We start from the raw sequence: 19321 nt of genomic DNA on the forward strand, positions 1-19321 counted from the left end.
TATAGAGGCCGCAAGGAAAACCCGATCCGCTTTTACTTGCAGCTTGCAGCTTGAAGCTCACAACTGCTCCGCAGGAGCCCCCATGTCGTTAAGCGTGTTCGACCTGTTCAAGATTGGCATCGGTCCCTCCAGTTCCCACACCGTCGGCCCGATGCGCGCCGCTGCGCGCTTCGCCGAGGGCTTACGCCGGGAAAACCTGCTGACCAGCACCGCCAGCGTGCGTGTCGAGCTGTACGGTTCGCTCGGTGCTACCGGCAAAGGTCACGGCAGCGATAAAGCCGTGCTGCTCGGCCTTGAAGGCGAGCACCCGGACACAGTCGACACCGAAACCGTCGCCGCGCGCCTGCAGGAAATTCGCGGCAATGGCCGACTGAATCTGCTCGGTGAACACAGCATCGCGTTCAACGAGAAAGAACATCTGGCGATGATCCGCAAGCCGCTGGCCTATCACCCCAACGGCATGATCTTTCGCGCCTTCGATGCGGCGGGGATTCAGATCCGCAGTCGCGAGTACTACTCGGTTGGCGGTGGTTTTGTTGTCGATGAAGATGCCGCCGGTGCCGATCGCATCGTCGAAGATGCAACGCCACTGACCTTCCCTTTCAAAAGCGCCAAGGACTTGCTCGGTCATTGCGCTACGTACGGGCTGTCGATCAGCCAGGTGATGCTGACCAATGAAAGCGCCTGGCGCCCGGAAGCCGAAACCCGTGCCGGCCTGCTGAAAATCTGGCAGGTGATGCAGGACTGCGTCGCTGCTGGCTGTCGCAACGAAGGTATCTTGCCGGGCGGTTTGAAGGTCAAACGCCGGGCGGCGGCGCTGCATCGGCAATTGTGCAAGAACCCGGAATCGGCCCTGCGCGATCCGCTGTCGGTGCTCGACTGGGTCAATCTTTATGCACTGGCGGTCAACGAAGAAAACGCCAATGGCGGACGCGTGGTCACTGCGCCCACCAATGGCGCGGCGGGGATCATTCCGGCGGTGCTGCATTACTACATGCGTTTTATCCCCGGGGCGAATGACGACGGTGTCGTGCGTTTTCTGCTGACCGCTGCCGCAATCGGCATTCTTTACAAGGAAAACGCTTCGATCTCCGGCGCCGAAGTCGGTTGTCAGGGTGAAGTCGGTGTGGCCTGTTCAATGGCAGCCGGCGCTCTGTGCGAAGTGCTCGGCGGCAGCGTGCAACAAGTCGAGAACGCCGCGGAAATCGGCATGGAACACAACCTCGGCCTGACCTGCGACCCGATCGGCGGCCTGGTACAAGTCCCGTGCATCGAGCGCAACGCTATGGGCTCGGTGAAAGCCATCAACGCGGTGCGCATGGCCATGCGTGGCGACGGCCAGCATTTCGTCTCCCTCGACAAAGTGATCCGCACCATGCGCCAGACCGGCGCCGACATGAAAAGCAAATACAAGGAAACCGCCCGCGGCGGCCTGGCGGTCAACATTATCGAATGCTAATTAGCCCCCTCTCCCTGCGGGAGAGGATTGGTATGAATCAAGGAGTCCCGCATGACCACCGAACACCTGACGAAAACCCCGCTGCACGCACTGCACCTCGAACTCGGCGCGCGCATGGTGCCGTTCGCCGGCTACGACATGCCCGTGCAATATCCGCTCGGGGTGATGAAAGAACACCAGCACACCCGCGAACAGGCGGGGCTGTTCGACGTCTCGCACATGGGCCAGATTCGTCTGACCGGTGCCAATGCGGCCAAAGCCCTGGAAACCCTGGTGCCGGTGGACATCATCGACCTGCCGGTGGGCATGCAGCGTTATGCGATGTTCACCAACGAAAGCGGCGGCATCCTCGACGACCTGATGGTTGCCAATCTGGGCAATGACGAGTTGTTCCTGGTGGTCAACGCCGCGTGCAAGGATCAGGATCTCGCGCATCTGCAAAAACACATCGGCGATCAGTGCACCATTACGGCGCTGTTCGAAGAGCGCGCCCTGCTCGCCCTGCAAGGTCCGGCAGCCGTCACGGTGCTGGCGCGTCTTGCGCCGGACGTGGCGAAGATGACCTTCATGCAGTTCAACCGTGTGTCGTTGCTCGGCGTGGACTGTTTTGTCAGCCGTTCGGGCTACACCGGTGAAGACGGTTTCGAAATCTCGGTACCGGCCGCTGAAGCGGAGAAACTCGCCCGCGCCCTGCTCGCCGAACCAGAGGTCCAGGCCATCGGCCTCGGCGCCCGTGATTCGCTGCGTCTGGAAGCCGGCCTGTGCCTGTACGGCCACGACATGAACACCGAGACCACACCCATAGAAGCCAGCCTGCTTTGGGCGATCTCCAAGCCCCGCCGCGCCGATGGCGCGCGGGCCGGCGGTTTCCCGGGCGCCGAGCAGATCTTCGCGCAGCAACAGAACGGCGTCGCACGCAAACGCGTCGGCCTGCTGCCACAGGAGCGTACCCCGGTGCGTGAAGGCGCAGAGATCGTCAACGAGGCCGGCGAGATCATCGGCAGCGTCTGCAGCGGCGGCTTTGGTCCGACCTTGGGCGGCCCATTGGCGATGGGTTACCTCGACAGCGCCTACGTCACGCTCGATACGCCCGTATGGGCCATCGTCCGTGGGAAAAAGGTGCAAATGCTTGTAAGCAAAATGCCATTTGTTCCACAACGCTACTATCGCGGTTGATCGACTGTTTCTATAAGTAACGCGATTGCGTTATGCGTGCACTAATGTGTAACGCAATCGCCATAAAACAGTGCGTTTTTTAACATCTGTTTCGAATATGAACGTCGCTTATAACGACTGCAAAAAACTGAACCAGACAATCGTCCAAGACTGCTCTAGTAAACTGACTAATTGCCGCGAAGAGCAGTAAAACCGGGGCCTTCGCAGGGCTTGTTTTTTCTCCCGTAGTTGGCGTAGAGTTTGTCCACTGTGTTTGCATGGGTCAGCTTGGAATCGTGACCTGGGCAGTAGCCTACAAGTTAGCTACATCCCGCTCGACGTCTTCTTACTCCTTGCAACCAGCTCCAGTACTCTTTCATGTGAAAGGGGCTGTCATCAATTTATGCGTCAAAGGAAATAAGAAATGTCCACACGTCAGAGCGGTACCGTCAAGTGGTTTAACGACGAGAAAGGTTTTGGTTTTATCACTCCAGAAAGCGGTCCGGATCTGTTCGTACATTTCCGCGCCATTCAGGGCAACGGCTTCAAGAGCCTGAAAGAAGGCCAGAAGGTGACTTTCGTTGCCGTGCAAGGCCAGAAAGGCATGCAGGCTGACGAAGTACAAGCAGAAGCCTGATCTTCTGATACGAAAAAGCCCCTGATATTGATATCAGGGGCTTTTTTGTGCGCGCTAATCCGTAAAATGGCGCTTCCATTCGCGTCCCGAGGCTGCCATGTCGAAACACCTGCTCACGCCGCAAGGGGACTTTCCTCCCGTTGCTCTCGGTCGTCGTCTGGCGGCGATGTTCTACGACTTCCTGCTGTGCACCGCCCTGCTGATCGTCACCGGATTCATCTATAAGTTGATCCAGGCGGCGATCATTGGCGAAGAGCGTCTGCGAGTGATGACCGACGCCGGCCAGCTCGATGGTGATCCGCTCTACTCCACGGTGCTGCTGTTGGTATTGTTCGGCTTCTTTGCCAAGTTCTGGACCCATGGCGGGCAGACACTGGGCATGCAGGTGTGGGGGATCCGCGTGCAGAACGCCAACGGCACAGCGATCAGCCTGTGGCAGGCGCTGCTGCGCTTTATGGTGTCGATCGCGTCGTGGTTGTGTGTCGGGCTGGGATTCTTCTGGTCGCTGTTCGACAAGCAGAAGCGCACCTGGCATGACATCTATTCGGATACGCGTGTGGTGCGGATCCCGAAGAAGAGCAAATAACTTCCATACTCAAGAGTCGGCCTGTGGTGAGGGGATTTATCCCCGCTGGGTGGCGAAGCCGCCCCAAAATCAACCACCGCGGTGTATCAGATACACCGCGTGCGCTGCTTAACGACTGCTACGCAGCCGAACGGGGATAAATCCCCTCACCACAGGGCTCACTCATACAAGGGGTTCTCTCAGGCGTTACCGGCCAATTTCATCCGCGCTGCCTGGGTGAAGTCGAGCATGCGCTTCAATGGGCGGATCGCTTGGGGAATCAGCGCCGGATCGACAAAGATCTCGTTGGTGCCTTCTTTCAAGCTCTTGAGCGTGCGCTCAAGGGTGTTCATGGCCATCCACGGGCAATGTGCACAACTGCGGCACGCGGCGCCATTACCGGCGGTAGGCGCTTCGATGAAGACCTTGTCCGGGCACAGCTGCTGCATCTTGTAGAAGATGCCACGGTCGGTAGCGACGATCAGGGTCTTGTTCGGCAGGCTTTGCGCGGCCGCGATCAACTGGCTGGTGGAACCGACGGCGTCCGCCAGTTCGATCACCGAAGTCGGCGACTCGGGATGCACCAGAATCGCCGCGTCCGGGTACAGCGCCTTCATGTCTTCGAGCTGCTTGGACTTGAACTCTTCGTGAACGATGCAGGCACCATCCCACAGCAGCATGTCGGCGCCGGTCTTGCGCTGAATATAAGTGCCCAAGTGCTTGTCCGGGCCCCAGATGATCGTCTCGCCGTTATCCATCAGGCTTTCGACGATCTCCAGTGCGCAGCTCGAAGTCACCACCCAGTCAGCCCGAGCCTTCACGGCGGCGGAAGTATTGGCATACACCACCACGGTGCGCTCTGGATGCTGATCACAAAACGCCGAGAACTCGTCGACCGGGCAACCCAGGTCCAGCGAGCAGGTCGCCTCCAGGGTCGGCATCAGCACGCGTTTTTCCGGGTTGAGAATCTTTGCCGTCTCGCCCATGAATTTCACGCCGGCGACCACCACGGTCTTGGCCGGATGGGCGTTGCCGAAGCGGGCCATTTCCAGGGAATCGGATACACAGCCGCCGGTCTCTTCGGCCAGGGCCTGAATCACCGGATCGCAATAAAAGTGGGCAACCAGCACCGCGTCCTGAGCCTTGAGCTCGGCGGCGATGGCGGAACGGTAATAAGCCTCCTCTTCTGCCGTCAGCGGTTTGGGCTGTTTGGCGTCGAGGTGGGCTTGAACCAGAAGGCGTTCGGAAATCTGCGTCATGTTCGCAAGACCTGCAGGCGCATTCGCGCGAAAGTCGAGTATACACCCGGCTCCGGACCGTTAGAGGGTACCGCCGGGAGAGTGAGTATCATCAGGCACGGACAGCGTTGAAGCTGCGCAAGGCTACAGAATATCCCGTTGATACAAAAGATGATTCTGACCTGTGTCAGGCCGCCCGCGCTGAAACATCGAACGCCCGAATTGCAGGCAAAAAAAAACCCGGAAATCCTCACTTTCGTGGGCCTTCCGGATTTTCTAAACCGCCAAATATGGTGGGTCGTGTGGGATTCGAACCTACGACCAATTGGTTAAAAGCCAACTGCTCTACCAACTGAGCTAACGACCCGCTGTGTGGTGGCGCGTATAATACTGATTTTTAAGGACTATTCAACACCTTTTTTGAAAAAGATCAAAAATAAGGAGTTGGATCGCTCACACCTGCCGCCGCGAAGCCTTCAGCACGCAGGCGGCAGCTGTCGCATTTGCCGCAGGCGCGGCCGTCATCGTCTGCCTGATAGCAGGAAACCGTCAGGCCATAATCCACGCCCAGCTTCACGCCAGCCTGGACGATCTGCGCCTTGCTCAGGTTTTGCAGTGGCGCCTGAATGCGGAAGCCATTGCCTTCCACGCCCGCTTTGGTGGCCAGGTTGGCCATGCGCTCGAACGACTCGATGAACTCGGGACGGCAATCCGGGTAGCCGGAATAATCCACTGCATTGACGCCGATGAAGATGTCGCGCGCGCCGAGCACTTCGGCCCAACCCAATGCCAACGACAGAAACACGGTGTTGCGCGCCGGCACATAAGTCACCGGAATGCCTTCGCCCAGCTCTTCCGGAATGTCGATGCTGGTGTCAGTCAGCGCCGAGCCGCCCATGCCGTTGAGATTCAGGCCAATGACCTTGTGCTCGACCACTCCCAGATCGCGAGCAACGCGGGCGGCGGCATGCAATTCAGCATGGGAGCGCTGGCCGTAATCGAAGCTCATGGTATAGCAGGCGTAGCCTTCGGCGCGTGCCATCGCCACCACGGTGGCCGAGTCGAGGCCGCCCGAAAGCAGGATAACGGCACGTTTTTCGGTAGTGTTCAGTTGTTCAATCATCTCAGCGCCCCGGCTCATCATTCCATAGATATTTATGCAACTGCAGTTGCAGCCGCACTGGCAGGTTATCTGCCACCACCCAATCCGCCAGATCCCTGGCATTGAGGTCATGATGACTTGGGGAGAAAAGCACTTCACCCGCACGTCGATCAAGCCCGTACTGGATCAGTTTCGATACCGCCCAGTCATAGTCTTCCCGCGAGCAGATGACAAATTTCACCTGATCGTTGCGGGTCAGCAGTTCGATGTTCTCGTAACGGTTGCGATGGGCTTCTTTCGAGCCCGGCGTTTTCAGGTCGACGACGCGACTGACACGCGGATCGACGGCGGACACGTCGAGGGCGCCGCTGGTTTCCAGCGACACCTCGTAACCGGCATCACACAACCGTTCAAGCAAAGGAATGGCGTTCGGCTGAGCCAACGGTTCACCGCCGGTGACACAGACGTAGCGCGGACGATATCCGGCCACTTGCTCAAGGATGTCGTCGAGGGTACGGACGGTGCCGCCGCTGAACGCATAAGCGCTGTCGCAGTACTGGCAACGCAACGGGCAACCGGTCAGGCGCACGAAAACCGTGGGCAGCCCGGCAGTCCGAGTTTCCCCCTGCAACGAGTAGAAAACTTCGGTGATTCTCAATGTGTCTTGCATAGTCGCCACGGGCGTAACAGCTAAACAGGCTGTCCGCCTCCGTCAGGCACTTCAGGCAATCCCGCCAACGCGTAGACCACAAGAAGCGTGTTTCAGAAAAAGGGCGTGAATTCTAACGAAAAAACCCGCGACAAGCGCGGGTTTCTTCAAAACACGGATGAACAGGCTTACATGCGCTGCAAATCACGCTGGGCCAGCTGCGCGGCGGAAGTGCCCGGATATTGGGACACCACCTGCTGCAGAATGCCTTTGACCTTGTCGGTATGACCGAGGCGGCGTTCTACGTCAGCCAGCTTGTACAGCGAATCCGGCACTTTGTTGTGCTTGGGATACAGCTGCGAAACCTTGGCAAAGGCCTGACCTGCACCTTGCAGATCACCCTTGGCCAGGTTCACTTCGCCCAACCAGTATTGAGCGTTGCCCGCGTACTGGCTGTTGGGGTATTTGCGCAGGAAAGCGGCGAAGGCCTGGCTGGCCTTGTCGAAATCCTTGGCTTTGATCAGGTCGAAAGCGGCATCGTAATACAGCTTTTCCTTGGCCGGATCAGCCGGTTCGCTACCCGCAGCAGGGGCCTGGGCTGCCGCAGCAGCACCCGCACCTGCGGCAGCACCGGCAGCAGCACTTGCATCGCCACCGGCAGAAGAATTCTCGGGAGTCGCGGCTGGTGCAACGCCGGATCCTATGCGCCGATCAAGATCCTGGTATCGCTCCAGGGATTCCTGCTTCATGCGCGCAACCTGATTCTGCAGTTCTTCGATCACGCCCTGTTGGCGCGAGATCTGATCCTGCATCTGTTGCAATTGGTTGAACAGCATGCCTTGTGCCGAGGCAGGGGCCGAAGCCGCTCCCCCGGCATAGGCGCCGTTCGTACCGTAACCCGCAGGCGGATAACTGCTCCCGCTATTGTTATAACCGGAGTTGTCATCGACCACAGGAACCGCAGCCCACGCCGCAAGCGGCGCAAGGCTGAGAGCCAGAACAGTTACAGCACGACGGCACGTTCGCATATCGAATTACTTACGCAGTTCGACGCGACGGTTCTGGGCCCAGGACTGCTCGTCGTTGCCGGTAGCAACTGGACGCTCTTCGCCGTAGGAAACCAGTTCCAGCTGAGCTGGGGAAACACCTTGCAGTACCAGGTAGCGCTGAACGGCTTTCGCACGACGCTCGCCCAGTGCCATGTTGTACTCACGAGTACCACGTTCGTCGGTGTTGCCTTCCAGAACAACGCGAGCGCCGTTTGCTTTCAGGTCTTTGGCGTGAACGTCCAGAGCGCGCATGGCTTCTGGCTTCAGGTCCGAGCTGTCGTATTCGAAGTAGAAGGTGGTGATTGCGCGCAGAGCAGCTTCTTCGCTCAGGGAACCGTCAACGGCACCGGTGTTTGCGCCGTAACCAGCGTTTGGATCAACAGCGCCTTCACCGGCGTTGTCGCCGCCTTTGGACGAGCAACCTACAGCTACAGCCATGGCCAGAGCCAGCGCAGCAAATTTACCAAACTTCAGCATTTCCATCGTGAAACTCCTAATGAACCCCAGTGTGTTAAGTAAAACGTGTAGCGCCCGCTCACTTCAGGTAAGGGGACCAGGACGGTTCTCTGACTTCGCCTTGAGCGGTAGGAAGCGGGAGCCTCACGCGTCCATTAATGGACACGAGCATCAAGACTCCCCGGCCCTGTTGGCGGGTGGCGTAGATTACCATGGTGCCGTTGGGCGCAACAGTAGGTGACTCGTCCAGAGTGCTATCAGTGAGGATCTTTACACTACCCCGCTGCAGATCCTGAGCTGCCACCTTGAAATTGGTGAAGCCATCCTGACGGTGGATCATCACCAAAGTCTTTTCATCAGCCGAAAGTTTCGGGTTGGCGTTGTAGTTACCCACGAACGTCACACGCTCGGCACCACCGCCACCGACGCTGGTTTTATAGATTTGCGGCTTGCCGCCACGGTCCGAGGTGAAATAGATGGTCGAGCCATCCTTGCCCCAGAACGGTTCGGTATTGATGCCTTGGCCGTTGGTTACGCGGCTGATCTGACGCGAACCGAGGTTCATCACGTAGATGTCCGGGTTGCCGTCTTTCGACAGCACAAACGCCAGGCGATTGCCATCCGGCGACCAGGCTGGCGCGCCGTTGAGGCCTTCGAAGTTGGTGATCTGCTCACGGCGACCGGTGTCGATGTTCTGCATGAAGATACGCGGACGCTTCTGCTCGAACGACACGTAGGCGATACGCTTGCCATCCGGTGCAAAACGCGGCGACAGGATCGGCTCGCGCGATTGCAGCAGAGTCACTGCGCGGGCACCGTCATAGTCGGAACGTTGCAGGGTGTAACGCGTGTTCTTCTCGGAAAAACGCTCGGCCGTCACGTACAGCAGGCGCGTCGAGAAGGCACCCTCAATGCCGGTCAGCTTCTGGAACGACTGATCGGAAATGAAGTGCGCCATGTCACGGATCTGGTCGGTCGTACCGGAAACACTGCCGTCCGCCACTTTCTGCTCGGTGGCGACGTTGAACAGTGCCCACTGCACCTGCAGACGACCGCCCGCTGGAGCGATGCTGCCGACCATCATGTACTGAGCACCCACCGCCTTCCAGTCACGGAAGATGATTTCGCTCGGCTGGCTTGGCTGGCTAATCATGTTGGCTTTCGGAATCGGCGAGTAATAGCCCGAGTTGCGCAAATCGTTGCCAATGATTTCAGCCATGTCATCAGGCAGCACGGCGCCGCCCTGCATGCCGAACGGTACGACGGCGATCGGGGTGGCCCGATCGCTGCCGCTGGTGACCAGAATGTTCTTTTCATCTGCCGTCGCGATCCCTGCCATGCAGCAGATCACGACCAGCATTCCTCGAAGAAGGTTTCTCACAAGGCTAGATCCTCAGGTGTGAATGTCATCTTGAATGAACGATACGGAGCGAAATCGCTCGGCTTCATTCCCTGCATTTCTGTCAAACGTCCAATATTCTTCACTGCCGCGACTGCCGATGCATCGAACGGACCGTCACCACTGGACTTGGCGACGCTGACCGAAGTCACCGTGCCGTCCGGCAACATGCCGATTTGCAGCACGACCGTCATGCCTTTGCGCGCCGAAGGAGGACGAGCCCAGCCTTCCGCTGCACGAGCGCGAATCAGGTCATCGAAACTGCCGGCAACTTCGTCACCCTGCTCATCTGCCAGGGCCTGCTGACGCTGCGGCGTGTCGGAAAGCAGATCTGCCAGGGCCTGGGCCTTTTTGTCTTCGGCGGATTTGCGTGCCGCTTCCTGCGCTTTCTTCTTCGCAGCATCGGCAGCAGCTTTCTTCTTCGCGTCTTCGGCGACTTTCTTCTTCGCCTCTTCAGCTTCAGCTTTCTTCTTGGCGTCTTCGGCGGCTTTCTTCTTCGCGTCTTCGACGATCTTCTTCTTGGCTTCTTCGGCAGCGGCTTTCTTCGCCTCTTCCTCAGCAGCCTTCTTCGCTTCGTCTTCGGCCTTCTTCTTGGCTATATCAGCCAATTGTTTCTCTTCGGCCTTTTTCGCTTCGGCTTTCTTCGCGTCGTCGGCTTTCTTGGCTTCATCAGCCTTTTTCGCCTCGTCGGCTTTTTTCGCCTCGTCGGCCTTCTTGGCTTCCTCGGCCTTTTGAGCCGCTTCCTCTTTCTTTTGTTCCGCCGCCTTCACCGCTTCCTGCTCGATCTTTTTCTGTTCCATCTGTTCGACTTCGGTCTGGCGCGCGGCGGATTTCTTCGCCTCACCCGCAATCTTCTGATTGGTCTGGGTGGTCGCCTGACTTTTCGATTTCAGCTGGTACAGAGTCGCCTGGACGATCGGCTTGGCCGGCGGCAGTTCGGGCGTGAAGGCAAAACTGACGAACAGCATGCCGAATACCAGCACGTGCAGGACAATTGCCAGAACACTAGGCCAGAAGTAGCTTTCCGAGGCGGACGGCTCTCGCTGTTGCTGCATCAGGGGGCCTCGGTAATCAGACCAACGTTACCGACCCCGGCTTTCTGCAACCCGCCCATGGCACCCATGACGGCGCCGTAGTCGACAGTCTTGTCACCACGAATGAACACCTGGGTGCGTTTGCCGCCCTCGGTGCCGGCGCGGATGATCTTGGTCACCGCGTCCGTCATCTGTGGCAGGGTCATGGCCCTGTCCTGTTGCTTCTCGGTGTCGACTTCGCTGCCAAGGTTCCAGTAGTAGGTCTTGTCAGCCTTGATCGAAATGGTCAGGACCTGAGTGTTGTTGTCCTGCGGCAAGGCTTCGCTGGAAACCTTGGGCAGATCAACTTTCACGCCCTGATTGAGCATCGGCGCGGTCACCATGAAGATGACCAGCAGCACCAACATCACGTCGATGTAGGGCACCACGTTCATCTCGGCGACCGGCTTGCGCTTTTTGCGAGCTCGAGCGATTAAAGCCATCGGGAAATACCTGCTTATTCTTCGCTGGTGTGCACTTTGCGGTGCAGGATCGCCTGGAATTCATCGGCGAAGGTGTAGTAGCGGCCCAGCAAGGTTTCGCTGCGCGCAGCAAAACGGTTGTAAGCGATGACCGCCGGGATCGCAGCGAACAGGCCGATCGCGGTGGCGATCAGGGCTTCGGCGATACCCGGAGCAACGGTAGCAAGCGTCGCTTGCTGGGCGCTGGCCAGACCACGGAAGGAGTTCATGATCCCCCACACGGTGCCGAACAGACCGATGTACGGGCTGACCGAACCGACGGTGGCGAGGAACGGCAGGCTCTGCTCGAGTTTCTCTTCTTCGCGCGAGATGGCCACGCGCATCGCACGAGCGACACCTTCCATCACGGCTTCAGGATCGACACCTGGCTGCTGACGCAGACGGGAGAATTCCTTGAAGCCGGCACGGAAAATCTGCTCCACGCCCGAATCCGGATCAGGATTGCTGCCGGCCTGACGGTACAGTTTGGACAGGTCGATGCCCGACCAGAAGCGCTCTTCGAAGCTCTCCAGGGCACGTCGACCGGCACGCAGCAAGTTGCTGCGCTGAAAGATCATGATCCATGAGGTCACCGATGCGGCCACCAGGGTCAACATTACCAACTGCACCACGATGCTGGCATTGCTGACCAGGCTCCACATGGAGGAATGGTCGACGACGTTAGCTTCCACGCTTTATCTCCTGCTTTGAGTGTGTACCCGGGCCGACCGCGTCGGCGAAGGCCGCACGCAGGTCTTCGGGAAGGGCCCGGGGTTTCAAACTGTCGGTGCGCACGCAGGCCACCAAAAACTGCCCTTCGCAGAGCAGCACATTATCCGTGGCCCGCCTGACCTGCTGTTTGAAGCGCAGGCTGGCACGGTTCAATTCGATTACATCAGCGCTTACCAGCAGTTCGTCATCCAGTCGCGCCGGCGCGTGGTAGCGCGCTTCGCTGGAATGCACGACGAACAACAGGTCCTCTCCGGCAAGCACAGATTGGGCAAAACCCAGTTCCCGTAGCCGCTCGGTTCGAGCCCGTTCCATAAACTTGAGGTAATTAACGTAATACACGATGCCGCCCGCGTCGGTGTCCTCGTAATAAACGCGACAACGATGTGCGAACGGCTCAAGCCCGTTTTGCGCGCGCATACTCTAGTGCTTACTCCTCAGGTTGCCAATCCGGCCAGACAACTGTTTTTCGTGGTTTCAAAGCTTTAACGCAAAAGTACCGTCGTCTGACAGTACAAACCCTGAATAAATCACCAACAAATGTGTATCAATCGTCGACGGCGTCGAGAAACTCGTCTGCCACGGGCATCTCGCCCATGCGTGACGGAACATTCAAACCGAAATGCAGATAGGCATGCCGCGTCACCACCCTGCCCCGTGGCGTGCGCATGATGTAGCCCTGCTGGATCAGATATGGCTCGAGCACGTCTTCAATGGTGTGGCGTTCTTCACTGATCGCCGCCGCCAGACTGTCGATACCGACCGGGCCGCCGTCGAACTTCTCGATCATGGTCAGCAGCAGACGCCGGTCCTGATGATCGAAACCGTGTTCGTCGACGTCCAGCAGGTTCAGCGCCAGATCCGCCACCGCTTTGGTGATGTGGCCCTTGGCGCGCACTTCAGCAAAATCGCGCACCCGTCGCAGCAGACGGTTGGCAATTCGCGGGGTGCCACGGGCGCGACGGGCGATCTCGAACGAACCTTCCGGATCCAGCGGCAGACCGAGAATCGCCGCCGAACGACTGACGATCGTTGCCAGATCCGCCGTGCTGTAGAACTCCAGGCGCTGGACGATACCGAAGCGATCACGCAACGGATTGGTCAGCATGCCGGCGCGGGTGGTGGCGCCGACCAGAGTGAAAGGCGGCAGATCGAGTTTGATCGAACGCGCCGCCGGCCCCTCGCCAATCATGATGTCGAGCTGAAAATCTTCCATCGCCGGATACAGCACTTCTTCAACGATCGGCGACAGACGATGGATTTCGTCGATGAACAACACATCGTGCGGCTCAAGATTGGTCAGCAACGCGGCCAGATCACCCGGGCGTTCCAGCACTGGCCCCGAGGTGCTTTTGATCGACACGCCCATTTCCTGAGCAATGATGTTCGCCAGCGTGGTCTTGCCCAGCCCCGGTGGGCCGAAGATCAAGGTGTGATCGAGGGATTCGCTGCGGCCGCGGGCGGCCTGGATGAACAGCTCCATCTGCTCGCGCACGGTCGGCTGGCCAATGTAATCAGCCAGGCTGACCGGGCGGATGGCCCGGTCCTGGACTTCTTCGCGCTCGCGCGGGCTGTGCGCGGCAGCGATCAGACGATCAGCTTCAATCACTTAAATCATTCCCTTCAGAGCGCGGCGGATCAGGTCTTCGCTGCTCAGGTTCTTGTCTTTGATCGCGGAAATCGCCTTGCTCGCTTCCTGCGGCTTGTAGCCCAGCGAGATCAACGCGCTGACCGCATCGGTCTCGGCACTGTTGACCGGCGCCGGGCCGTCCGGCTGATTCGGCACCAGCGCGAACATCGCCGGCGAAGTTTCCCAGGCCTTGAAGCGATCTTTCAATTCCACCAGCAAACGCTCGGCGGTTTTCTTGCCAACCCCCGGCACCTTGGTCAGCGCCGAAGTGTCCTGAGACTGCACGCAGCGCACCAACTCGTCGACTTCCAGGCTCGACATCAACGCCAGCGCCAGTTTCGGTCCGACGCCGTTGAGACGGATCAGCTCGCGAAAGAAGTCTCGCTCACGCTTGCCGGCAAAACCATAGAGCAATTGCGCATCTTCGCGTACGACCAAATGGGTGTGCAGGGTCAGCGGTTCGCCGACCGACGGCAGACGATAAAGGGTGGTCATGGGCACTTCCACCTCATAGCCAAGGCCGTTCACATCGAGAATCAGGTGCGGCGGCTGTTTCTCAGCCAGGGTGCCGCGCAAGCGTCCAATCACGTTTTGAATCCTTGAGCGCTGGCCAGCCGTGGGCTGGCGACGATTGAAGGTGGCTTGCGCGCCGACAACACAGGCACCGCGAAGTCACTTTCGAGAAAATTGATGCTGATGCTATCAGAGACGCAGGCGCCCGCCACGACTGCGTGCGGTTCCCAGACCGTGCGGCAGCAGGCTGGAGCGCGTGTGCGCATGGCAAATGGCAATCGCGAGAGCGTCGGAGGCGTCGATCTGCGGCTTGCTGGTCAACTTGAGCATGTGCATGACCATCATCTGCACCTGCTCCTTATTGGCCGCACCGGTGCCGACCACCGCCTGTTTGACTTGCGTGGCGGTGTACTCGGCGATCTCCAGACATTCTTCGGCACCGGCGACAATCGCAGCGCCGCGCGCCTGCCCGAGCTTCAGCGCCGAGTCGGCGTTTTTCGCCATGAACACCTTTTCGATGCCCATGGTCACCGGGCCGTAGGTCTTGATGATTTCGCGCACGCCGCGATAGACGATCTGCAGACGCTCATGCAGCTCGCCGGAACCGGTGCGAATGCAGCCCGAGGCCACATAGATGCAGCCACCCCGCCCGGTATCGCGAACGATCCCGTAACCGGTGATGCGCGAACCGGGGTCGATACCAAGGATTAGAGTCATAACGCCTGCAGAAAATGATGCGAAAGCTGAGGGTACATGTAGGAGCTGCCGAAGGCTGCGATCTTTGTGTTTTTAAAAGATCAAAAGATCGCAGCCTTCGGCAGCTCCTACAGAAGAAGTGTAGAGCCAGCAAAAAACTGCGACCTTTCTATTTACATCAGCCAAGCTGAGCGGCGACGTCTTCCGGGATATCCGCGTTGGAGTAGACGTTCTGCACGTCATCCAGGTCCTCAAGCATGTCGATCAGCTTGAGCACCTTCTCCGCACCTTCCAGATCCAGCTCGGCGCTGGTGGTCGGCTGCATGACGATTTCCGCGTCGTCGCCCTTGAACCCGGCCGCTTCCAGCGCGTTGCGCACCGCATAGAAACCGGTGAACGAGGTAAACACGTCGATCGAACCGTCTTCGTGGGTGACCACGTCATCGGCATCGGCTTCCAGCGCCGCTTCGGTCAGTGCGTCTTCATCGACGCCCGGGGCGAAACTGATCTGGCCCTTGCGCTCGAACAGATACGCCACCGAACCATCGGTGCCAAGGTTGCCGCCACACTTGCTGAACGCGTGACGCACAGCCGCCGCAGTGCGGTTGCGGTTGTCGGTCATGCACTCGACCATCACCGCCACACCGCCCGGGCCATAGCCTTCGTAGGTCAGTTCTTCAACGTTGTCCGCTTCGGTGGCACCGGCACCGCGCGCAACGGCGCGGTCGATGATGTCGCGGCTCATGTTGGCGCTCAACGCCTTGTCCAGGGCCAGACGCAAACGTGGATTGGAACCCGGATCACCGCCACCCTGACGAGCCGCAACGGTCAGTTCACGGATCCACTTGGTGAAGATCTTGCCCCTCTTGGCATCCTGACGTTCTTTGCGGTGCTTGATGTTTGCCCACTTGGAATGACCTGCCATAACTTGCTCCGAATGCTCTTTGAAACCTTGCCCGCCCCGCCGAGGCAGCGGCCGGCAATTGAAAAATTCGACCTGAGAAAGAAAAAAGGCGCATCCGAAGATGCGCCTTCAGGCCCGTCTTACTCAGCCTTTGGCGTTTCGCGCAGACGAATGTGCAGCTCGCGCAATGCCTTGGCATCCACTACGCCCGGAGCCTGCGTCATCACGTCGGCAGCACTCTGGGTTTTCGGGAAGGCGATCACTTCACGGATCGACTGGGCGCCGGTCATCAGCATCACCAGACGGTCCAGACCGAAGGCCAGACCACCGTGCGGCGGTGCACCGTACTTCAGCGCGTCGAGCAGGAAGCCGAACTTCTCTTCCTGTTCCGCTTCGTTGATGCCCAGCAGGCGGAATACCGCTTGCTGCATTTCCTTGCGATGGATACGGATCGAACCGCCGCCCAGCTCGGTGCCGTTCAAGACCATGTCGTACGCACGGGACAGTGCGCCGGCCGGGTTGGCTTCGAGCTCCTGCGGGGTGCACTTCGGTGCAGTGAACGGGTGGTGCAGCGCCGAGAAGCTGCCGTCGTCGTTCTCTTCGAACATCGGGAAGTCGACGACCCACATTGGCGCCCACTCGCAGGTCAGCAGCTTCAGGTCGTGACCGAGTTTGATACGCAGCGCGCCCAGGGCTTCGCTGACGATCTTGGCCTTGTCGGCACCGAAGAACACGATATCGCCATCGACTGCGCCAACGCGATCGAGGATCACGTTGAGCTTGTCTTCCGGGATGTTCTTCACGATCGGCGATTGCAGACCTTCAACACCGGCGGCACGCTCGTTGACCTTGATGTACGCCAGGCCCTTGGCACCGTAGATGCCGACGAATTTGGTGTAGTCGTCGATCTGCTTGCGCGGCATGCTCGCCCCGCCTGGAACACGCAGTGCGGCGATGCGGCACTTCGGATCGTTGGCCGGGCCGCTGAACACCTTGAAGTCGACTTCTTTCAACTGGTCGGCAACGTCAACCAGTTCCAGCGGAATACGCAGGTCCGGCTTGTCCGAACCGTAGCGGCGCATGGCTTCTTCGAAGGTCATGTGCGGGAATTCGCCGAACTCCAGGTTCAGCACTTCCTTGAACAGGTTGCGGATCATCTGCTCGGTCAGGCCCATGATCTCTTTTTCATCGAGGAAGCTGGTCTCGATGTCGATCTGGGTGAATTCCGGCTGACGGTCGGCACGCAGGTCTTCGTCACGGAAGCACTTGGCGATCTGGTAGTAACGGTCGAAGCCGGCCACCATCAGCAGTTGCTTGAACAGCTGCGGCGATTGCGGCAGGGCGAAGAACGAACCGGCATGGGTACGGCTCGGCACCAGATAGTCACGCGCACCTTCCGGAGTGGCCCGGGTCAGGATCGGCGTTTCAACGTCGAGGAAGCCGTTCTCGTCGAGGAAGCGACGGATGCTGGTGGTCATGCGCGAACGCAGACGCAGCTTCTCGGCCATTTCCGGACGACGCAGGTCGAGGAAGCGATAGCGCAGGCGGGTTTCTTCGCCGACGTCGGAGAACTCGTTGAGCGGGAACGGCGGGGTTTCCGACTCGTTCAGCACTTCCAGTTCATAACCGAGCACTTCGATCATGCCCGAGGCCATGTTGGCGTTGGTCGCGCCGGCCGGACGCAGACGCACCTTGCCGGTGATCTTCACGACGTATTCGCTGCGCACGCGGTCGGCGGCGGCGAAGCTCTCGGCGCGATCCGGATCGAACACCACCTGAGCCAGACCATCACGATCACGGATATCGAGGAAAATCACCCCGCCGTGGTCGCGGCGACGGTGAACCCATCCGCAAAGGGTAATTTCCTGGCCTTCCAGGCTTTCGTTCAGTTGGCCGCAATAGTGGCTGCGCATCATGGTGTGGTTCGCTTCTCGTAATTCGAAATTCGGTGGAGATCCGGCCGCGATCAAGCAGGGCGGAAACTCACGCGTGTCGTTCGTTCAGGGTTGGAACCCTAGTCAGCTTTGTCGCCACCGGCCAGATTTTTCTTGGCTCCGGTCTTGAAGTCGGTCTCGTACCAACCGTTGCCGCTGAGGCGAAAACCCGGCATGGACAGCTGCTTCTTCAGTTCGGGCGCCTGGCAGGCAGGGCAATCGACCAACGGTGCGTCGCTGATCTTCTGAATGGCTTCCAACTGATGACCACAGGAAGCACATTGGTAATCGTACATTGGCATGGAGGTGTCTCGGCGATCAGATTGCTGCCGCGCGCAGGGCTTTGCGGCGAAAGCGCGGGATTATATCGATTAAATGCGGGCTGTGCAGCCGTAACGCTGCACAGCCCGCAACCTCGTTGCAACCGCCGTTTCAGCGCGAAACTGCGGGTGCGAGATCTTTGATCCCGTTCATGACGCAAACCACCCGCACCAGCGCACTGAAATTCTTCACTCCGCCGTAACGCAGATGCACCTCACGATCAACGTGGGATAGCAGTGTGCTGATCGAGCAATGATTGTCCTCGGCCATGCCGCCGAGTATGTTCCAGTAGACCTGCTCGAGTCGCAGGCAGGTCGCAAAACCATTGAGGCGAATCGACCGCGACAGCGGCCGGATCAGGTTCATGTCGAACTCGCTGACAAACGGATCGACCTTTATTACATGCCGCGAAGCCGACATCCTGTCGCTTCGCCTGTCTCCTTCTACCATAGCGTTGACACTCCTTTGCCATGACTGCTGATTTATAAGGCAACATCCTGCGCCTTCATAAAAACCCAGTGACAAAGTTCGCGCCATACGACTTGTTGACCAGCCTCGTAGGATAAGCCAACGACAACGGTAAGAGTCTGGAGAGCATGCGGACGACCTCACGCCGTCCGCAGCGTCTGGATCATTCCTCGAGCAGCGCGCGCAGCATCCACGCAGTTTTTTCGTGCACTTGCATGCGCTGGGTCAGCAGGTCAGCGGTCGGCTCGTCGCTGACCTTGTCCAGCAGCGGGAAAATGCCGCGCGCGGTACGGGTCACCGCTTCCTGACCTTCGACCAATTGCTTGATCATGTCTTCGGCGCTCGGCACACCGACTTCTTCTTTAATAGAAGAAAGACGCGCGTAGGTCGCGTAGGCACCCGGCGCCGGGAAGCCCAACGCACGGATACGCTCGGCGATCAAATCGACGGCCAGCGCCAGCTCGTTGTATTGCTCTTCGAACATCAGGTGCAACGTGCGAAACATCGGGCCGGTGACGTTCCAGTGGAAGTTATGGGTTTTCAGATACAGCACGTAGGTGTCCGACAGCAGTCGCGACAGCCCTTCGACGATGGATTTGCGGTCTTCTTCACTGATACCGATATCAATTGCCATGCTTGCCCCCTAACAGTGATTGAATTCATCCAGCAGGTTCGGTCCCACTGTAGCAAGGCAAGAGCCGGCTCGCAGCTATGAATCCGTGGTCAAACTGCGACAAATCGACCGTTTCTCTGCCGCTGGCCGGGCTGATTTGAGTAGCCGCAGGCTTTGCTGTTAAATAGGCAGTGTGTCGCCATGCCCTATTTTCCGGGGTGTTGCGCATAGGCTGATGCCGTGTACGTGTCCACCGCCTCTTATTTTGTC

General features: G+C 58.9%; 22 protein-coding genes and 1 tRNA gene. 4 read left to right on the top strand and 19 right to left on the bottom strand.

All coding sequences use genetic code 11. The features are described 5' to 3' along the window. The first annotated feature begins 82 nt into the window (after window positions 1-82). From FEE99_RS25795 to FEE99_RS25810, 4 genes are all read left to right on the top strand, one after another. Window positions 83-1459, top strand: a complete 1377-nt coding sequence (locus FEE99_RS25795) for an L-serine ammonia-lyase (protein WP_016773512.1) — start codon at window positions 83-85, stop codon at window positions 1457-1459. 51 nt (window positions 1460-1510) lie between these two features. Then, on the top strand, window positions 1511-2635 hold the full coding sequence (gene gcvT, locus FEE99_RS25800; protein WP_041479787.1) for a glycine cleavage system aminomethyltransferase GcvT: 1125 nt from the start codon (window positions 1511-1513) through the stop codon (window positions 2633-2635). A gap of 403 nt (window positions 2636-3038) precedes the next feature. Next, window positions 3039-3251, top strand: a complete 213-nt coding sequence (locus FEE99_RS25805) for a cold-shock protein (RefSeq protein WP_003227496.1) — start codon at window positions 3039-3041, stop codon at window positions 3249-3251. 97 nt (window positions 3252-3348) lie between these two features. Continuing rightward, window positions 3349-3837 carry an RDD family protein gene (locus FEE99_RS25810; protein WP_024014082.1) on the top strand — a complete coding sequence of 163 codons (489 nt, stop codon included), beginning with the start codon at window positions 3349-3351 and terminating at the stop codon, window positions 3835-3837. A gap of 179 nt (window positions 3838-4016) precedes the next feature. Here the strand turns inward: FEE99_RS25810 and nadA are convergent, their stop codons facing one another. From nadA to FEE99_RS25905, 19 genes are all read right to left on the bottom strand, one after another. Then, window positions 4017-5075, bottom strand: a complete 1059-nt coding sequence (gene nadA, locus FEE99_RS25815) for a quinolinate synthase NadA (protein WP_016773509.1) — start codon at window positions 5073-5075, stop codon at window positions 4017-4019. A 270-nt stretch (window positions 5076-5345) separates the two neighbouring features. Beyond that, a tRNA-Lys gene (locus FEE99_RS25820) sits at window positions 5346-5421 on the bottom strand. A 63-nt stretch (window positions 5422-5484) separates the two neighbouring features. After that, window positions 5485-6177: a 7-cyano-7-deazaguanine synthase QueC gene (queC, locus tag FEE99_RS25825; RefSeq protein WP_041479788.1), complete on the bottom strand. Its 693-nt coding sequence runs from the start codon at window positions 6175-6177 to the stop codon at window positions 5485-5487. A 1-nt stretch (window position 6178) separates the two neighbouring features. Further along, on the bottom strand, window positions 6179-6826 hold the full coding sequence (queE, locus tag FEE99_RS25830) for a 7-carboxy-7-deazaguanine synthase QueE (RefSeq protein ID WP_041479789.1): 648 nt from the start codon (window positions 6824-6826) through the stop codon (window positions 6179-6181). Between the two features lie 167 nt (window positions 6827-6993). After that, entirely contained in the window at window positions 6994-7833 is an 840-nt protein-coding gene (gene ybgF / locus FEE99_RS25835; RefSeq protein WP_041479790.1) for a tol-pal system protein YbgF, read from the bottom strand. A gap of 6 nt (window positions 7834-7839) precedes the next feature. Then, on the bottom strand, window positions 7840-8337 hold the full coding sequence (pal, locus tag FEE99_RS25840) for a peptidoglycan-associated lipoprotein Pal (protein WP_003178634.1): 498 nt from the start codon (window positions 8335-8337) through the stop codon (window positions 7840-7842). A gap of 52 nt (window positions 8338-8389) precedes the next feature. Next, the gene (gene tolB, locus FEE99_RS25845) at window positions 8390-9670 is read right to left on the bottom strand and encodes a Tol-Pal system beta propeller repeat protein TolB (protein WP_164488347.1); all 1281 of its coding nucleotides are present in this window, start codon (window positions 9668-9670) and stop codon (window positions 8390-8392) included. A gap of 17 nt (window positions 9671-9687) precedes the next feature. Next, the gene (tolA, locus tag FEE99_RS25850; RefSeq protein WP_016773505.1) at window positions 9688-10764 is read right to left on the bottom strand and encodes a cell envelope integrity protein TolA; all 1077 of its coding nucleotides are present in this window, start codon (window positions 10762-10764) and stop codon (window positions 9688-9690) included. Next, on the bottom strand, window positions 10764-11216 hold the full coding sequence (gene tolR, locus FEE99_RS25855; RefSeq protein ID WP_160767866.1) for a protein TolR: 453 nt from the start codon (window positions 11214-11216) through the stop codon (window positions 10764-10766). Before tolR ends, tolA begins: the two co-directional genes overlap by 1 nt. A 23-nt stretch (window positions 11217-11239) precedes the next feature. After that, window positions 11240-11935: a protein TolQ gene (gene tolQ / locus FEE99_RS25860; protein WP_008080223.1), complete on the bottom strand. Its 696-nt coding sequence runs from the start codon at window positions 11933-11935 to the stop codon at window positions 11240-11242. Next, window positions 11925-12392, bottom strand: coding sequence for a tol-pal system-associated acyl-CoA thioesterase (gene ybgC, locus FEE99_RS25865; protein WP_041479792.1), 468 nt, complete (start codon window positions 12390-12392; stop codon window positions 11925-11927). The genes tolQ and ybgC overlap by 11 nt, the downstream gene beginning before the upstream one ends. A 127-nt stretch (window positions 12393-12519) precedes the next feature. Next, window positions 12520-13581, bottom strand: a complete 1062-nt coding sequence (ruvB, locus tag FEE99_RS25870) for a Holliday junction branch migration DNA helicase RuvB (RefSeq protein ID WP_024014087.1) — start codon at window positions 13579-13581, stop codon at window positions 12520-12522. Then, the gene (ruvA, locus tag FEE99_RS25875; RefSeq protein ID WP_024014088.1) at window positions 13582-14190 is read right to left on the bottom strand and encodes a Holliday junction branch migration protein RuvA; all 609 of its coding nucleotides are present in this window, start codon (window positions 14188-14190) and stop codon (window positions 13582-13584) included. Between the two features lie 114 nt (window positions 14191-14304). Beyond that, window positions 14305-14832: a crossover junction endodeoxyribonuclease RuvC gene (ruvC, locus tag FEE99_RS25880; protein ID WP_016773501.1), complete on the bottom strand. Its 528-nt coding sequence runs from the start codon at window positions 14830-14832 to the stop codon at window positions 14305-14307. Between the two features lie 157 nt (window positions 14833-14989). Further along, window positions 14990-15736, bottom strand: a complete 747-nt coding sequence (locus tag FEE99_RS25885; protein WP_024014089.1) for a YebC/PmpR family DNA-binding transcriptional regulator — start codon at window positions 15734-15736, stop codon at window positions 14990-14992. A gap of 119 nt (window positions 15737-15855) precedes the next feature. Continuing rightward, the gene (gene aspS, locus FEE99_RS25890; protein WP_041479793.1) at window positions 15856-17631 is read right to left on the bottom strand and encodes an aspartate--tRNA ligase; all 1776 of its coding nucleotides are present in this window, start codon (window positions 17629-17631) and stop codon (window positions 15856-15858) included. Between the two features lie 98 nt (window positions 17632-17729). Next, window positions 17730-17951 (bottom strand): FmdB family zinc ribbon protein, encoded by a 222-nt coding sequence (locus FEE99_RS25895; RefSeq protein WP_016773499.1) that lies wholly within the window; start codon window positions 17949-17951, stop codon window positions 17730-17732. 130 nt (window positions 17952-18081) lie between these two features. Next, complete coding sequence (locus tag FEE99_RS25900; protein ID WP_024014091.1) at window positions 18082-18420, bottom strand: ribbon-helix-helix domain-containing protein; 339 nt, start codon at window positions 18418-18420, stop codon at window positions 18082-18084. Between the two features lie 181 nt (window positions 18421-18601). Next, complete coding sequence (locus FEE99_RS25905) at window positions 18602-19072, bottom strand: Dps family protein (RefSeq protein WP_041479794.1); 471 nt, start codon at window positions 19070-19072, stop codon at window positions 18602-18604. Between the last annotated feature and the right edge of the window lie 249 nt (window positions 19073-19321).

Source organism: Pseudomonas sp. ef1 (genome assembly GCF_007293365.2).
Classification (GTDB): domain Bacteria; phylum Pseudomonadota; class Gammaproteobacteria; order Pseudomonadales; family Pseudomonadaceae; genus Aquipseudomonas; species Aquipseudomonas siliginis.

Excerpts from the sequence above, each read along its gene's own strand:
- FEE99_RS25885 (WP_024014089.1), bottom strand. The coding sequence starts at position 15,736 with ATGGCAGGTCATTCCAAGTGGGCAAACATCAAGCACCGCAAAGAACGT.
- FEE99_RS25900 (WP_024014091.1), bottom strand. The coding sequence starts at position 18,420 with ATGGTAGAAGGAGACAGGCGAAGCGACAGGATGTCGGCTTCGCGGCAT.
- FEE99_RS25905 (WP_041479794.1), bottom strand. The coding sequence starts at position 19,072 with ATGGCAATTGATATCGGTATCAGTGAAGAAGACCGCAAATCCATCGTC.
- FEE99_RS25810 (WP_024014082.1), top strand. The coding sequence starts at position 3,349 with ATGTCGAAACACCTGCTCACGCCGCAAGGGGACTTTCCTCCCGTTGCT.
- ybgC (WP_041479792.1), bottom strand. The coding sequence starts at position 12,392 with ATGCGCGCGCAAAACGGGCTTGAGCCGTTCGCACATCGTTGTCGCGTT.
- tolB (WP_164488347.1), bottom strand. The coding sequence starts at position 9,670 with ATGCTGGTCGTGATCTGCTGCATGGCAGGGATCGCGACGGCAGATGAA.
- FEE99_RS25805 (WP_003227496.1), top strand. The coding sequence starts at position 3,039 with ATGTCCACACGTCAGAGCGGTACCGTCAAGTGGTTTAACGACGAGAAA.
- FEE99_RS25895 (WP_016773499.1), bottom strand. The coding sequence starts at position 17,951 with ATGCCAATGTACGATTACCAATGTGCTTCCTGTGGTCATCAGTTGGAA.
- nadA (WP_016773509.1), bottom strand. The coding sequence starts at position 5,075 with ATGACGCAGATTTCCGAACGCCTTCTGGTTCAAGCCCACCTCGACGCC.
- aspS (WP_041479793.1), bottom strand. The coding sequence starts at position 17,631 with ATGATGCGCAGCCACTATTGCGGCCAACTGAACGAAAGCCTGGAAGGC.
- ybgF (WP_041479790.1), bottom strand. The coding sequence starts at position 7,833 with ATGCGAACGTGCCGTCGTGCTGTAACTGTTCTGGCTCTCAGCCTTGCG.
- queC (WP_041479788.1), bottom strand. The coding sequence starts at position 6,177 with ATGATTGAACAACTGAACACTACCGAAAAACGTGCCGTTATCCTGCTT.
- gcvT (WP_041479787.1), top strand. The coding sequence starts at position 1,511 with ATGACCACCGAACACCTGACGAAAACCCCGCTGCACGCACTGCACCTC.
- FEE99_RS25795 (WP_016773512.1), top strand. The coding sequence starts at position 83 with ATGTCGTTAAGCGTGTTCGACCTGTTCAAGATTGGCATCGGTCCCTCC.
- tolA (WP_016773505.1), bottom strand. The coding sequence starts at position 10,764 with ATGCAGCAACAGCGAGAGCCGTCCGCCTCGGAAAGCTACTTCTGGCCT.
- pal (WP_003178634.1), bottom strand. The coding sequence starts at position 8,337 with ATGGAAATGCTGAAGTTTGGTAAATTTGCTGCGCTGGCTCTGGCCATG.
- queE (WP_041479789.1), bottom strand. The coding sequence starts at position 6,826 with ATGCAAGACACATTGAGAATCACCGAAGTTTTCTACTCGTTGCAGGGG.
- ruvC (WP_016773501.1), bottom strand. The coding sequence starts at position 14,832 with ATGACTCTAATCCTTGGTATCGACCCCGGTTCGCGCATCACCGGTTAC.